At 35.7% G+C, this 15,532-nt stretch carries 15 protein-coding genes; 4 read left to right on the top strand and 11 right to left on the bottom strand.

The window, feature by feature from the left end; all coding sequences use genetic code 11:
- Positions 1-153 precede the first annotated feature (153 nt).
- Complete coding sequence (locus GZA11_RS09815; RefSeq protein ID WP_051968331.1) at positions 154-1,578, bottom strand: NAD-dependent succinate-semialdehyde dehydrogenase; 1,425 nt, start codon at positions 1,576-1,578, stop codon at positions 154-156.
- 214 nt (positions 1,579-1,792) lie between these two features.
- Positions 1,793-2,386 carry a cell wall hydrolase gene (locus tag GZA11_RS09810; protein ID WP_038536925.1) on the bottom strand — a complete coding sequence of 198 codons (594 nt, stop codon included), beginning with the start codon at positions 2,384-2,386 and terminating at the stop codon, positions 1,793-1,795.
- Between the two features lie 340 nt (positions 2,387-2,726).
- Here GZA11_RS09810 and GZA11_RS09805 point away from each other — a divergent pair, with 340 nt between their 5' ends.
- Together GZA11_RS09805 and GZA11_RS09800 are read left to right on the top strand one after the other, a co-directional pair.
- Positions 2,727-3,173 carry a Dps family protein gene (locus GZA11_RS09805; protein WP_163183623.1) on the top strand — a complete coding sequence of 149 codons (447 nt, stop codon included), beginning with the start codon at positions 2,727-2,729 and terminating at the stop codon, positions 3,171-3,173.
- 239 nt (positions 3,174-3,412) lie between these two features.
- The gene (locus tag GZA11_RS09800; RefSeq protein WP_038536931.1) at positions 3,413-3,655 is read left to right on the top strand and encodes a glutaredoxin family protein; all 243 of its coding nucleotides are present in this window, start codon (positions 3,413-3,415) and stop codon (positions 3,653-3,655) included.
- 209 nt (positions 3,656-3,864) lie between these two features.
- Here the strand turns inward: GZA11_RS09800 and GZA11_RS09795 are convergent, their stop codons facing one another.
- The 8 genes from GZA11_RS09795 to GZA11_RS09760 all read right to left on the bottom strand — a co-directional run bounded on the left by GZA11_RS09795 (position 3,865) and on the right by GZA11_RS09760 (position 12,122).
- On the bottom strand, positions 3,865-4,269 hold the full coding sequence (locus tag GZA11_RS09795; protein WP_038536933.1) for a disulfide oxidoreductase: 405 nt from the start codon (positions 4,267-4,269) through the stop codon (positions 3,865-3,867).
- A 1-nt stretch (position 4,270) separates the two neighbouring features.
- Complete coding sequence (locus GZA11_RS09790) at positions 4,271-4,984, bottom strand: DsbA family protein (RefSeq protein ID WP_038536936.1); 714 nt, start codon at positions 4,982-4,984, stop codon at positions 4,271-4,273.
- A 258-nt stretch (positions 4,985-5,242) separates the two neighbouring features.
- The gene (locus tag GZA11_RS09785) at positions 5,243-6,226 is read right to left on the bottom strand and encodes a glycoside hydrolase family 43 protein (protein ID WP_163183622.1); all 984 of its coding nucleotides are present in this window, start codon (positions 6,224-6,226) and stop codon (positions 5,243-5,245) included.
- 68 nt (positions 6,227-6,294) lie between these two features.
- Positions 6,295-7,188: a carbohydrate ABC transporter permease gene (locus GZA11_RS09780; protein WP_163183621.1), complete on the bottom strand. Its 894-nt coding sequence runs from the start codon at positions 7,186-7,188 to the stop codon at positions 6,295-6,297.
- 17 nt (positions 7,189-7,205) lie between these two features.
- Entirely contained in the window at positions 7,206-8,084 is an 879-nt protein-coding gene (locus GZA11_RS09775; protein ID WP_163183620.1) for a carbohydrate ABC transporter permease, read from the bottom strand.
- Between the two features lie 85 nt (positions 8,085-8,169).
- On the bottom strand, positions 8,170-9,492 hold the full coding sequence (locus tag GZA11_RS09770) for an extracellular solute-binding protein (protein ID WP_231314791.1): 1,323 nt from the start codon (positions 9,490-9,492) through the stop codon (positions 8,170-8,172).
- A gap of 106 nt (positions 9,493-9,598) precedes the next feature.
- Complete coding sequence (locus GZA11_RS09765) at positions 9,599-10,384, bottom strand: response regulator transcription factor (protein ID WP_163183630.1); 786 nt, start codon at positions 10,382-10,384, stop codon at positions 9,599-9,601.
- A complete protein-coding gene (locus GZA11_RS09760; protein ID WP_163183619.1) occupies positions 10,353-12,122 on the bottom strand; it encodes a sensor histidine kinase in 1,770 nt (589 codons plus the stop codon). Before GZA11_RS09760 ends, GZA11_RS09765 begins: the two co-directional genes overlap by 32 nt.
- Positions 12,123-12,279: 157 nt before the next feature.
- On the opposite strand from GZA11_RS09760, the gene GZA11_RS09755 reads away from it, so the two are divergent.
- Entirely contained in the window at positions 12,280-12,897 is a 618-nt protein-coding gene (locus GZA11_RS09755) for a YesL family protein (RefSeq protein ID WP_163183618.1), read from the top strand.
- A gap of 53 nt (positions 12,898-12,950) precedes the next feature.
- On the opposite strand, the gene GZA11_RS09750 is transcribed toward GZA11_RS09755, so the two are convergent.
- Positions 12,951-13,517 (bottom strand): polysaccharide deacetylase family protein, encoded by a 567-nt coding sequence (locus tag GZA11_RS09750; protein ID WP_163183617.1) that lies wholly within the window; start codon positions 13,515-13,517, stop codon positions 12,951-12,953.
- Positions 13,518-14,466: 949 nt separating this feature from the next.
- Between GZA11_RS09750 and GZA11_RS09745 the strand changes: the two genes are divergently transcribed.
- A complete protein-coding gene (locus GZA11_RS09745) occupies positions 14,467-15,516 on the top strand; it encodes a lactonase family protein (RefSeq protein ID WP_163183616.1) in 1,050 nt (349 codons plus the stop codon).
- The last annotated feature ends 16 nt before the right edge of the window (positions 15,517-15,532 follow it).

Raw genomic sequence — 15,532 nt, 5'->3', positions numbered from 1 at the left:
TACCTTTAAGTATTATTAAGTTTTACACTTACATTAATATGTTATCATACTTTTATCCTATTTAATTTTTACAATTCTTCGAACAATTTGATGAAAAACAAAATTAAAAAAGCAGTAAACTCTATAATTAGAGTTTACTACTATCGCTTCCTATTAATTAGGGTCAAGTCCAATAGAAATATATTTTACTTCTAAAAATTCTTCAATGCCGTAATGACCACCCTCTCGGCCTAGTCCGCTTTCCTTATATCCGCCAAACGGCGCTTGAACAACAGAAGGCAAAGCATCGTTAAGGCCAACTATCCCATACTCTAGCTGCTCTGTTATCCTAAAGGAACGACTTAAATTCTCGGTGTATACATAGGCGGCTAATCCGTAGGAAGAATGATTAGCTCTTTCAATCACTTCTTCTTCTGTTTTGAAGGTAGCTATCGGAGCTAGAGGGCCAAAGATTTCATCCCTCATACATTCCATATCATCATTGACATTTATTAAAATGGTCGGTGCGTAAAAATATCCGTTTTCCTCGGAAGGCTTAATCCCGCTATAAATGACCTTTCCTCCCTTATCAACCGCATCTTGTACAAGTGCTTCTACTTTAGATTTAGCAGCCTGATCAATTAATGGACCAATATCCGTACCTTCTTCCAATCCGTTACCGATTTTAAGTTTCCTTAATTCTGCTTCAAACAGTTTAATAAACTCTTCCGCTACACTTTCTTGCACATATACACGATTGGTGCAAATACAAGTCTGGCCTGCATTTCGAAATTTTGATTGGATAAGACCTCTGGCTGCTTTCGCTAAATCAGCATCCTCCATTACGATAAATGGCGCATTTCCACCAAGCTCCAACGACACTTTTTTTACATTTTCCGCTGCTCCACGCATTAATGTTTTACCAACTTCTGTCGAACCGGTAAAGGTAATTTTAGTAACACGAGGGTCCTTCAACCAAACATCACCTATTTCAGCGGAGCGTCCGGTAATGACATTCAAAACACCTTTTGGGATTCCAGCTTCATGAGCAAGCTCTGCCAGTTTCAAGGCAGTAAGAGGCGTCTGGTTCGCAGGCTTGACCACACAGGTACAGCCTGCTGCCAGTGCCGGTCCCACTTTTCTAGTAATCATGGCCGCCGGGAAGTTCCACGGAGTAATGGCTGCTATAACCCCAACCGGTTCTTTTCTTACTAAAATTCGTTTATTAGGATGGGAAGCAGGTATCGTCTCACCATATACACGCTTTCCTTCTTCGGCATACCACGAGATGAATCCATTTGCATACTGAACTTCACCAAGTGCTTCTTTAAGCGGTTTTCCTTGCTCCATCGTCATGATTCTGGCAATTTCTTGCTTATTTTCATCAATTAACTGGTGCCACTTCATTAACAACTGATAGCGCTCTTCTGCTGTCTTTTTCGACCATGTCTTAAATGCCTTATGCGCGGCATCCACTGCCTGCTCTGCCTCATAGGCACCACCCTTAGGCACTACTCCTATAACTTCCTTTGTCGCTGGATTTATAATTTCGGTGAACACCTTGTAATCCTTGCCGACCCATTTTCCGTCTAGATACATTGGATAGATTTGATATTTTTCCTTCACAGTATCCATCTTATCCCCCCTCAGGCACAATTAACAAATAAATGGCAGTTATTACTTATTCTCTTTTGGACAAATTTATTCCTTCATTCAAAATAGAAAATATACTTTCATAGCGTACAAAAAAAGTAGTGAAACCCATAATAGGGTTCACTACTTTTTGTTTCATTCGTCAAAAATAAATCAACATTTATTTTGCAAATACATGATTACCAATTTTTACAGTTACCGGACGGGATAAAATCCATTTGCTAGAAGAAGTCTTAGGATTGTAGAAATATAGTGATCCATTGCCTTTACCCATTAGCGCAATGGCTTCATTAACCGCTCTTTTCGAATCATTATCTGCCGCCTTATTAATCTGACCATTGGCTACTGGAGTAAAAGCATAATGTCCACCATCAATTTGATAGATGACTCCTCGTATAGTATTTGGGAAGTCAGGATGTTTCAAGCGGTTCAGAATCACCGTAGCTACAGCTACTTTTCCGGCATAAGGTTCTCCAACTGCTTCCGCACGAACTAGACGTGCCATTAAATCTTTATCAGCAGCAGAAATTGGTGAGTTTGGCAAAATCATCGTTTGTCCTGCAATAAGCGGCTTTTTATTGTTTGCATTCATCAAAGTGTCTACAGGAACACCAAAACCCTTCGCAATGTTCCAATAAGTCTCTCCTTTTTGAACGGTACGAGTAGTTGATGCTTCTGCCTTATTAATATTTGAAAATGCAGTAATTGAAACAATCATTCCAGTTACAATGATGAGTTTCTTAAGTTTCCTCATTAATATTACCTCCTAGATTATCGCTCATTTCTCTACAACCTAGGCTACCAGTTGTAACAATTGGATTCATTAACTAATAATTGGAATCTATTAAAATATGATGAAAATGCCTATTATAAAAGTATTTATCTAGATCGTGGAATAATTATCCATAAAAAAAATATCCACCAAAATTCGGTTTAATTGGATCGTTTAAACTGTTTTTTTACATAATGTATCAAGTTTGTAACATCAAAAATGAAATATCTCCAAAATTTCTACCTATTTAAAAAAATTGCCTCAATATCATTTAAGAATTAGGGGAATAATAATACGGATGATTTTTAAGGAGGATGAAACGATGGAAAATCAGTTAGCAAATGTATTGAACAAACAAATTGCGAATTGGGCTGTTTTGTACTTAAAACTGCATAATTATCACTGGTTTGTAAAAGGTGATCAGTTTTTCACCTTACATGCCAAGTTCGAAGAATTCTATAATGAAGCAGCCGATCATTTGGATGAATTGGCGGAACGTTTGCTTGCGATTGGCGGTAAACCTGTTGCTACGATGAAGGAATACCTTGAAACTTCAGCTATAAAAGAAGCACTCGGAACAGAAACTACCGATGAAATGGTTCAGTCCATCATCAATGATTTCTCCGTTGTTATTAAAGAGTTGAAAGAAGGTATGAGACTTGCTGAAGAAAATGATGATGAAGCAACAGGAGACATGCTCCTTTCCATTCATTCCGATCTGGAAAAACACGTATGGATGCTAAAAGCATTCCTTGGAAAATCCATTTAATTAGTTAAAGTCCAACATTTTTTGTTGGACGATTTTATTTTATATATGTAAAAATAATTGTTTGAACAAAAGAGTTGATAAAAGTGAAAAGAACGAGAGGTAATATTCATTCAAACCTATTTCCATCATGTTCCGTGGAAATATATCCGTTTTTGGGTAAAGGAGACGTTACAAATGTCCTGAAGCCGTCTGAAAAGTAAAAAGTGCGAATGCACAAGGTAATTTGGGGAGGTTAGAAGATGTCAAAACAGGAAGTAATTGTTTACACTAGCAATGGCTGCACCTATTGCGACCAAGTGAAATTATTTTTAACAGAACATGGAATAGAATTTGAGGAACGGAATGCTTCCATCCATAAGGAATATTTCAACCAATTAAAAGAAAAGAAAATTTATGCCACGCCGGCGACTTTTATCAACGGACAATTAGTTTTAGGCTTTCAGGTGAAGAAATTGATCAAACTTCTTGGTCTTCAAGAGTGAAAAGAATCAAAGATATTTTTGTTAATTTTAAAGGTCTTCATTAATTATTCTAAGTGGCAATATTGATACAAACTAAAATAATAGATTTAATTTCTAAAATGTATCTCTCCCATAAAGTCTGTGAAATCTTCTTTGTTGATTTGGAGAAAAAATCATTTAGAGTAATCAAAAAAGGGGGAACCCTAAAAATATACTATAGGGACCCCCTCTTATTTTTTGCTGCGCGCCATCATCATCATACAAACCGTGATAATCATAAAAGCTGCGAAGGCTAACATTGGTATAGTGATAAAATCAAGCCAATTAATATAATCCTGTGAGCACGGTACCCCGGATGTACACATTTCAAACGGCTTAAATGAAGGTACCTTTTGCAACAGAATATGGTATCCAGAAATCAGCAGTCCAATCACAGATAATGGGAGTACATATTTATAGATTTCTTTATCATTTCGATAAACGGCCACCCCAAGCATGATCGCAAGCGGATACATGAAAATCCGCTGATACCAACAAAGGGTACAAGGAATGAAATGCTTCACTTCACTAAAATATAAACTGCCAAGTGTGGCAATAATTGCAGCAATCCAAGAAAGCAGCAAGGATTTATTCATATTATTTTCCCTCAGCTTCTTTTTCGACCATTTCTTTTAAGTCGTCAATGGTTTTACCTTCAAACCTCTTTCCATTTACAAAGAGCGCTGGCGTTCCAGTAACACCTAATTTAGCTACATAATCCATATCTGCTTCCCATAGGTCTTTCGATTTGTTTTCCTTGAAATTTTTTACCACTTTATCAATCTCTTCATTACTGGCTATTTCTTTTAATGTATTAATTAAAAATTCTTCTGTAAAATAATCGATTTTTTCATATTTCGTATCTTCTGGCTGCTTTTTATATAGAAGGTCATGGAATTTCCAAAACATCTCATTGCCTAATTCTTGATAAACAGATTCGGCAAATTTGGCGGAACGTTCAGAATCTACGTTGATAAAAGAGTCATGCATAAAATAAAACTTCGCTTTTCCTGTATCAATGAGTTCCTTTTGAATAGTTGGTACAGCTGTTTCCGCAAAATCTTTACAGTAAGGACATTTGTAATCACCGAATTCAATAATTGAAACAGGCGCAGACTCATCACCAAGGAATGGTTGATTGCTATAATCAATTTTTACTTGTTTCGTTCCTGCTTTTTCTTCCTCTTTATCAGATAAATTACCAAGAAAAATGAGTCCTAAAATACCTACTGCAATTAATCCAATTACCCAAAAAATAAATTTAGAAGATGAATTGGATGCATTTTTCACATTCTTTTTGTTTTTCGACATAATCAGACCCCTTTTTATCCTAGATAGTATAAATATTACCTATCTATTTAGATAATGCAAATAAAAAAGTATGAAATTTTTCCAACAGGTAAATTTATGTAAGGTGAGAAGTTTTTTCACCCCTTTACCAAATGTTAACATTTCCTAATTTTATAAGTTATACATAAAAAAAGAGCTTATCTATAAAGCTCCTTTCTTTCTGTTCTATTAAGATAAAAAATAGACTAAGCTCATGAACGAAGACTGTATCCCTTTTTCTTACTCCCCATAAGGGTGAATCGTTTGAATCGTCCCATCTTCATTATATTTTAATTCAGTATATTTCACACATCGCAAATGATTCACGCCATCTGAAAGGGAGCAATCATGATAAAACAGGTACCACTTATCTTTAAATTGGACAATTGAATGATGTGTGGTCCACCCTTTTACAGGAGTAAGAATGGTACCTTTAAAAATAAATGGCCCCCGTGGTTGATCACTGACAGCATAAACAATTTTATGAGTGGTTCCCGTTGAATAGGATAAATAGTAAAGCCCATTGTATTTATGAACCCATGGACCTTCAAAATACCTTCGATCTTCATCACCTGCAAGAATTGGATTACCGTTTTCATCAATAATGGAAACTTCCTGCGGGTCATTCTTGAACGTGAGCATATCTTCACTAAGTTCCGCCACTCTCGGACCTAACGCCGGTTCATTCGGTGCTGGGCCTTCAGCTTCTGGGTTAAACGTTCCTTTATGCCATTTTTCCAACTGTCCTCCCCAAAGTCCACCGAAATATACATATGCCCGATCATCATCATCTACTAATACCGCTGGGTCGATACTAAAACTGCCAGGTATATAATTTTCCTCTGGTATAAAAGGTCCGTCAGGATTAGGACTTGTCGCAACACCAATTCTGAAAATCCCTTCTTTATCCCTGGCAGGGAAATATAAGTAATACGTGTTGTTTTTGTATGCAGCATCAGGGGCCCAAAGCTGTTTACTTGCCCATGGTATATCTTTTAAGTGGAGAACTTCTCCATGATCCACACATGGTGCGTTTACATCATCCATAGATAAAACATGGTAATCTTCCATCGCATATTGGTCACCATTATCATTGGTTGGACCATCATGATCAATGTCATGTGATGGATAAATATAAAGCTTCCCTTCAAAAACATGTGCGGAAGGATCAGCTGTAAAAATATGTGTGACTAATGGTTCATTTGGTTTTGATTGTTTTACCATCTATATCTCTCCCTTAAGTAGGTGGTACATCCTTATTTCCCCTTTGTGTTATTGAAAATGAAAAAGCATTATCCTTTAACAGACCCTGCTGCTATTCCTTCAACAATTCGGTCACTTAAAAGGAAATAAGCGATTAAAACTGGTATGATACTAATCATTAATGTTGCACCAATTGCTCCCCAATCAGTTAAATACTGTCCCACAAAGTTATTAACCCCAACCGTGATTGTTTTCCATTTGTCAGAACTAAGAAAGGTATTAACGAATACAAATTCATTCCAGTTATAGATCATGTTGATAATAATAGTCGTCGACAGGACTGGTACTGTCATTGGTAATGTAATCTGAAAGAATATTCTATGAATAGAACATCCATCCATTACCGCTGCTTCTTCAATTTCCTTTGGAAGTGCTTTATAAAATCCCGTTAGAATCATAATGGTAATAGGTAAATTAAACGCAACATAGGATAAAATAACAGAAACGGGGTTATCAATGAGATTAGCAGTTTTAAAGAAATTGAATAATGGAATTAAGGTTGAATGTAGTGGAATCATATATCCTGCCATAAACAATCCTAATACGAATCCACTTAACTTCCATTGCATCCTTGTAATCGCAAATGTAACAAAGCTAGCTAAGATAACGGTAAGTACGACTGCCACGACGGTGTACAATACACTATTAAAGAAGTAAACATCGATGTGACCTGTTGTCCAAGCCTTTACATAATTCCCCCATTGCGGCTCTTCTGGAAGTGCAAATGGAGACTTTCCAAAAACCTCTTGATTGGTTTTTAATGAAAACAAAAATAACCACACCAACGGGTAAATTTGAATAATCGCAATAACACCTAGAACAAAGTACAAAAGTCCGTATCCAATTCTATTAACTAGTGATTTACTTGTTTTATAGGAAGCTGACAGGGTTGTTTTTTTTGTTTCTACTACAATTTTACTCATCCTTTTCACTCCCCATATTAAAAGTCCACATTCTCTTTAGAAGATAGTAGTTTTTGAATGATCCAAGTCGCAACAAGACAGATGACTAACAATCCAAAACCAATGGCACTTCCATAGCCGAAGTTATATTTGTTGAATGCTTCTGTATACATGTAGGATGCCATCACTTCACTCGCACCATTAGGCCCGCCACTAGTTAATACGAAAATTAAGTCAAAGTATTTTAATGAACCAACAATAGCCAAGATGACCATGACCTTAATGACACCTGCAATCAAAGGCACCTGGATTTTACACGCAATTTGAATCGGAGATGCTCCGTCAATTTTTGCTGCTTCCAATAATTCTTCCGGCACATTTTTTAATGCAGCGTAGAAAATAATGATGTAGAATCCCGCGTATTGCCAAACGATTGGAATAAAGAGGGCATATAAAACAATATTAGAATCAGCAAGCCAAAGCGGAGGATTTTCAATACCGAGCAATTCTAGTAATCTATTGAGCATACCGTTCGTCGGGTCAAAAATTTTTGCCCAAAGCTGACCTATGGCGACTGAGGACAACAGCATCGGGATTAAGTAGATTTTCCTTAAAACATTGGCACCTTTAATCTTGCTAGCTAAGATCAAAGATAAAATTAAATAACCAACTAAACTTAATGTAGAAAAAATACCGAGTAACAGGGAATGCCAAGTACTTTGCCAAAACTTTTTGTCCTGAACTAACTCGATATAGTTTTCTAAACCGATAAATTTCATTTGACCGATACCATTCCAGTCCATTAATCCATAATAGCCAGTTAAGAAAATAGGTATATAAATTAATAGGAGAATAAGAATTAAAGATGGAAGTACATAAAGGCTGATTACCCATTTATTTGACATTACACTTTTCATATTCATACTCCCTTCAACGAAAAGTGGTTAAAGTGATAGAGGGTATAACGAATATACCCTCTACTCTGTTTTTACCTAAGCTGTTTTACTTTTGCTCCTTTGCAAGTTCATCCACATGTTGTTTGACGAATTCTTTTGGATTCACTTGTTTACCAAATAGAGCCGTTACTAAATCATGGTGTAATTCAGCTACAGCTGGGCTGGCCTGAGTATCAAAATATGTTGTCACATTAGATGCTTCACTCAAATCCTTTAAGATTTCAATGTACATTGGAGATAAGTCCATACTAGATGTGTCTACCTTTGTTGCTGGAATGACACCAGCATCGATCACTGATTTTTCTCCCCATCTTTTTATAAGGTAGCCTACAAAATCTTTTGCTTCTTTTTGAACTTTCGAATCTTTTGCAACGAATAAACCAACACCCGGGCCGCCAACATAGCTATTAATGTCTGTTCCTTTTCCTCCCTCATAAATCGGGAATTTGAAGTAACCGATCTTATCTTTGAATTCTTGTGGCACATCAGGACTGGTTGTATAGTTAGGTAATTCCCAAGTTGCTGTTAAGAACATGGCTGCCTGCTCATTCATAAAATAACCTTTTGCTTCATCATTCGATAATGCGCTTGCCCCTTTAACAAAACCGCCCATATCTACAAGATTTTGTACTTCTTCCGCTGCTTTTAGGATGGCAGGATCATCAAATTTTGCTTTTCCTTTAATAACATCTGTTAAAATCGTAGAGCCGCCAATACGATCTGCCAGATACATAAACCAGAAAGATGCCGGCCAACCATCTTTTGCCCCTACAGTTGCAGGAATCACTCCATTATCTGTTAAGATTTTCACCACATTTTTATACTCTTCAAATGTTTTTGGAACTTCAAGGTTATATTTTTCGAAAATTTCTTTATTATAAAACACATAAGAAATGTTTAGTTCTAGTGGAAGACCATATGTTTTACCATCAACTGCATAGGATTCTTTCACGCCAGGGATAAACGAATTTTTCAGATCTGGATCTTTTTCAACGATATCGTCCAATGGTGCTAACATGTCTCCTTCAACATAAGGTTTTATAAAACCATCTGACCAAGTCATTCCAATATCAGGAAGTTCATTCGAAGAAGCTAAAACCTTCAACTTTTCTCTATATTGATCTGGGTTTAAAATTTCCGTTTGGATGTCTATATATTTGTGTTCTTTTTCATACTCATCGATTACGTCTTTTACAATGGAGAATTGGGCATTCGAGCTTCCTTCCGGCCACAAATGCATAAATTTTATTACTTTTTTACCATCTGCATCGCTTTCTTTAGTAGAGCTTGAGGAAGAACATCCCACAAGGGCCAACGAACCAACCAATAAGGCAGAGACAAAGGTTGCAACCGTTTTCTTTTTTAACAATGATAATTCCCCCTATGATCTTTTCTCATTTTTCCTTCTATTCATAGTCTACATTCAGATAGTTCTGAAAAATAGGTCACAACCATTAGGGAAAATTCCACTTTTTTCAGAAAACCCTTTCATTATTGTTTTTCCGGTAGGCACTTGGTGTCATTCCCTCTAATTCTCTAAAAATCTTGATAAAATATTTTGCCGTCTTATAGCCCGATTCTTCAGCAATATCGTTTATTGGAAGATTAGTAGTCATTAATAATTCTTTTGCCCTCTGGATTCTTCGACGGGTTACATATTCACTAAAGGTTAGTTTCACATGTTCTTTAAACAGTGAGCTAAAATAGCTTGGATTTAAATGAACATAATCCGCTACTTCTTTCTGAGTTAAATCGTTTTTTAAATGTTTGTTAATATAATCGATTGCCTCCCGTATTGGCTCTCTATTTGATAGGTTTTGAATATTAGCATTTATGAGTTTTGTATCTACCACTTTTTCAATTAATCCAGCCCTCTCTTTTTTCTCTACCTCTTTTATGGCAACTTCCACAGCTTCTATCAATGCCTTTTTACTAATTGGTTTTAGCAAATAATTAATCACCCCTAGACGAAGGGCTTCCTGAGCATATTCAAACTCTGAATATGCTGAAATGACAATGATAACAGGAAAAATACACTGTTCTTTTGCCATTCTTAACATTTGAAGTCCCGTAATCTCCGGCATTCTGATATCTGTGATCAGGATATGAACTTTATGCTGTTTCATCAATTTAATAGCTTCTTCTCCATTAGATGAGGTAAATATTTGATAATTTCCATTTGCCCATGTTTCCAAATATTTTTTCAATCCTTGCCGAGTTCTTGGTTCGTCATCCACGATTAAAATGGTTTTCGTATTCAACATGGTTTTCTTCCCCCTTCACTGGTATGATAAACGAAACCTCTGTCCCTCTATTTTCTTCACTCACAATCGTAAGCCCACTTTTTTGATAATATAATTCCAAGCGTTTGTGCACATTGAAGATGGCCATTCCATTACCTTTTTTTGACATGACTCCCCCTGACCGCATAGCCTGTTTAATAGTGATTAACTTATCCTGATTTATTCCCGGGCCGTCATCTTCCACACAGATTTGTAGGTGTTCCCCATCTTCCATAGGTCGAATAGACACCGATATTGTACATGGCTTAACTGTATTCCCTGCTCCGTGAAGGACTGCATTCTCAACCAATGGTTGAATTAATAATTTTGGAATTTTAATTCTTTCTATTTCAGGAGGCATGTTAAGCTGCCAGTTTAATTGATTGCCAAAACGCATCTTCATTATTTCCATATAATTTTCAATATGTTCAATTTCATCTTTGATCGGAACCCAATCCCCATCAGTTTGCTTAGTGATCGTATAACGAAACAAGTTTGACATCGCAACAACAAACTCTGCTAACTCTTCCTCTCCTTTATCTTCAAGAGCCCACTTAAGGGCATCTAAAGTATTAAAAAGAAAATGTGGATTAATTTGTGCTTGTAATGCTTTTAATTCACTTCGGCTTCGTGTTATTTCTTTTTGATAGACCATTTTAATTAGATGGTTCGTTTCTTTTACAAGCTGATTATACGTACTATTCAGTTCACTGATTTCATGGACAGCAGCAACATGAGGGTTCATCGTTAATGAGCCAGCACTGGCCCGCTGCATCGTTTCTGTTAATTTAATAATTGGTCTTGTAATATAAGTGGATAGAAAAAGTGTACTAACCAAAAAAATAATAAATCCAATGATCCCTGCAATCATAATTCCTGTACGCAATACACTGATTCCTTCCGTAAGCGCTTTAACTGGTGTTAAAATAACAAGTGTCCACCCAGTTTCATTTGACCTTTGTTTTGTCACCATATACTCCTGTTGGTTTAATGTCATTATAGGCCCAACATTTTTTATAATGGGGTCCAAAGATTGATTATAATTCGATAAAATCGGTTTTAAATCATGATCTAATAATATGGAATACTGATTTTCTATGTTTGTTTCATCTGGGTCGACAAACTGAAGATAGTCCCGATATATACTAATCAATAAATAACCACCACTCTCAAACCCCCGATTGAAAAGGTTGATTCGCCTAAGCGCAAGTATGTTATCGGAGTTACGCGGGTCGTCACCAATCCAAACCAGTCTACCATTCGCATCATCAGCTTGTTTAATCCATTTTTTATCAATTATCGTAACTAAATTCGTGTCATCTAATGGGATTAATCGGTTCTTAGTATCCTTATAAATCTCAAAGGAAAAAATTCCATCTGTATTTGCCTGAATGGTATTTATGATCCTTTCCAATTGTTGACGTTCAGAAAAAGGGATAGAATAACCTTGATTCGCTTTTTTTAAAGTCCTTTGTATCGAATCGTTAGTCATGACCAATTTCGAACTTGTACTTATCTGTTTATATAAAGATTCCAATCTACCATTTGCCTCAACAGCAGTCTGATAAATTTGTTTTTCAGCATTGTTTTTTAACAATGCGGACACCCTATTAAACGTAATAAAACTAACAATCACTAAAACGATCAACATAACGGTTAAAAATACAACAAGAATTTGATTCCTCAAGGTGTTCCATTTTTGTAATTTTAAAAACATAACATCGCCCTTAAAAAAATTATTTTTTCCTCTACTATTCACGCATTATTATTTTAGTATATAAAATTTCTGTAAATTTCAATATTTATTGATATTCAATATGTATTTAATATTCTATAATTGTTAATAGTAACCACTATAAAGAAGGGAATTCGGAATGAAAAAACGATCAATAAGTCATCTATATGCCTTAACTGAATGGATTTCTAGGTTTGCTTTTCTTAATATACTTTGGATTGGCTTCACTATCCTCGGACTAATCCTCTTTGGGATTAGCCCATCAACCGTAGCAATGTTTACTGTGATCCGTAAATGGCTCATGGGCCAAAGTGACATTCCTATTTTTCAAACCTTTTGGGGTACCTATAAAAAAGAGTTTCTTAGGAGTAATGGTCTAGGAGTTGTCTTAGCTTTATTAGCAGGTATTATATATTTAGATCTGTACTTTATAAAAGTTAATGCGAGTATTCAAATTCCTTTGTATCTTATAATTTTCGCCATTGTAATGACAGTTTTGTATATTTTCCCTGTTTACGTTCACTACAACGTAACATTTATTCAACTGTTTAAAAATTCATTTTTTATTATGCTGGTGAATCCTATTTCGAATATTTTAATGTTAATCGGATTTGTAACCTCTTTCTTTGTAATAAAATATATACCTGGCCTGTTTTTCTTCTTTGGTGGAAGTATGACGGCAGGATTGATTATGGCAACCTCCTATACAGCATTTCAAAAAATTGAAAAAAAACAAAAGGAAGCACAGACTATTTAACTTCTGCTTCCTCTTTTTTATCCAAATCAAGTAACTCGCTTTACAGTTAGAAGTTAATAGCCTTGTTCTGTTAACTCTGCAACAAGTATTTGGATCGCTTTTATTGTTTGTGAACGGTTCCCATAACCATCATGGAAAATCAAAATACTGCCATTTTTTATGACATTCCTCGTAGTCTTTAAGATGTGATCGACCCCTGGCTGCCCCCAATCTTGTGCCATCAAATTAAGCGCTCCAATCATGGTATAGCCTTTTTGTTGAAGCAATGAAACCATGTCCTCATGATAATCCATAAAAGGAGGACGAAATACAGTTGGTTTTATTCCAATAAGTTTTTCTATTAATCTTTCTGTCTTTTCAAATTCTGATAAACAATCCTCATAACTTAAAAGAGACAGCTTCTGATGAGTATAAGTATGACTTCCGATTTCATGGCCTAAAGCAGCCACTTGTTGTACAAGCTCAGGATAGTTTCTCATTTGTTCCCCTATCATAAAGAAGGTTGCCTTTCCTTTTGCTTGTGAAAAAATCTTTAATACTTTAGGCGTGTAAATGGGATTGGGGCCATCATCAAACGTAATGGCCACCACCTTCTTTTGTGTTTGAATTTCATTAATCATAGAGAGAACACTCCCTCAAAAACTTTCTTAACCCTTTTCAAGATAAAGCTGCGAAAATTAGTAAATGGATTCTTTGTAAAAAGTCTATAACCAACAAATGAATGAAGCTACTTATTGGAAACCACTTCATAACTATGTGACTACTTTTTATTTATAGCTTCCACGAATATTCAAATCTGCATGTGGTATTCTTTCCCCCACAATAAATAGCGTGAAAAATAAGCCATTGGTACCAGCCGGTACTTCTACCACCTCACTTTAAAAATCATCAAACACTTCTCCCTTTGCTACTAGGTCTTTAAACCAATTTAAACTGTATTTAGCGGCTAAGGTATTTGATTGGATTCATCGTTTCGAAATAAGCCATAAGTAGATTCCTCTACTAATAGTTGAAAACGCTTTCATAAATTACAAATAACGGTGACCATATCATAAAGCGGTTGTTATTGTTAGGTTCATTATAGCATCTTATTACTTTGTTTGTATATCAAATAAACTAAGTTTATAGTTAAAACAGTACTCTCTTCTGAATATAAATTACCGGTATTAGATTAATATAAGTAACTTATTTAAGCATAATCACAATCATTTCTTTTTATAAATCACTATCTTGTTAACAGTTTGTATATCGAATAAACAAAGTTTATACTATCTTAGAGCTTTTATAAAAAAGAATAAAATGTTAGTGTATAGAAAAGGACATTATCGTAGACGGGAATTTGCATCAAGAAAAAAATAGTTATAATGATGAAATAGGCCATATGACTATCGAAAAAACGGAAAAACCTAATTTTCTACTGTTTTAGAAGTATCAGCTTATACCGTTGTAACATTTTTATAAAGGAGAACAAGATTTATCATCAAGTGAGTCTCAAGCAAGTTTAATCTATTATAGTATTGAGCATTTTTTGTTAAAATAACTTCGATTACTTTCTAAGGAGAATGAACCATGAATAAAAAATACATTGGCTACATTGGAACGTATACAAAGGGTGACAGCAAAGGAATCTATTCTTTTACCTTGAATACGAAAGAAGGAAAAATTGAAAATATCGAGGTGGCTGCAGAGCTCTTTAACCCTACCTATTTAGCCATTAGTAAAGACAATCGCTATCTTTACTCTGTAGTAAAAGATGGTGAAGAAGGTGGATTAAAGGCTTTTTCCATTGGTGAAAATGGAAAATTAACTGCTATCAATAGCCAAGTAAGTGCCGGAGCTCCTCCCTGTCATGTAAGTATTGACAGCCAAAACAAATATGTATTCAGCGGTAATTACCATAGGGGAACAGTGGAATCCCATCTCCTTCATCAAGATGGCTCTCTTCTGCCTGCTGCTTCCATCATTCAACATGAAGGCAGTGGTCCAGATCCAAGACAGGAAAAGGCCCATACCCATTATGCTGGATTAACACCTGATGAAAAATATGTAGTGGTGGTGGAGCTGGGTATTGATGCTCTTATTACATACAAAATAAACGAAGACGGAACATTGACGAAGGTCAAACTACATCCATTAAAAGCCGGCAGTGGACCGCGACACTTGACCTTCCACCCAAATGGTAAGTTTGCTTACATCATGACAGAATTCAGTTCCGAAGTTATTGTCTTAACCTATAATCCAGAAAACGGCCATTTTACCGAAAAGCAATATATTTCCACTCTTCCTGCTGATTTCAAAGAAAATAACCAGGGCAGTGCGATTCATATTTCTTCCGATGGTCGTTTTGTCTATGCAGGAAATCGCGGACATAATAGTATTGCGGTATTTAGTGTTAATGGAACTACTGGAGAGCTGACCTTTGTCGAGCATACTTCTACAGAGGGAGACTGGCCTCGAGATTTTTCATTGGATCCTTCTGAAAAATTTATCGTTGCTTCTAACCAAGAATCAAGCAATCTCGTTTTATTCGCCAGAGATGAATTTTCTGGACGACTTTCATTGATTCAATCTGATATCACCGTTCCTCATCCAGTTTGTGTGAAGTTTTTACATGTTTAAAAAGCAGGGTTAACCC

Origin of the sequence: Neobacillus sedimentimangrovi (genome assembly GCF_010614825.1) — a bacterium.
GTDB classification, from domain to species: Bacteria; Bacillota; Bacilli; order Bacillales; family Cytobacillaceae; genus Neobacillus; species Neobacillus thermocopriae.
The sequence above is the reverse complement of the archived record's forward strand: the minus strand, read 5'-3'. Positions and strand labels throughout refer to the sequence as shown.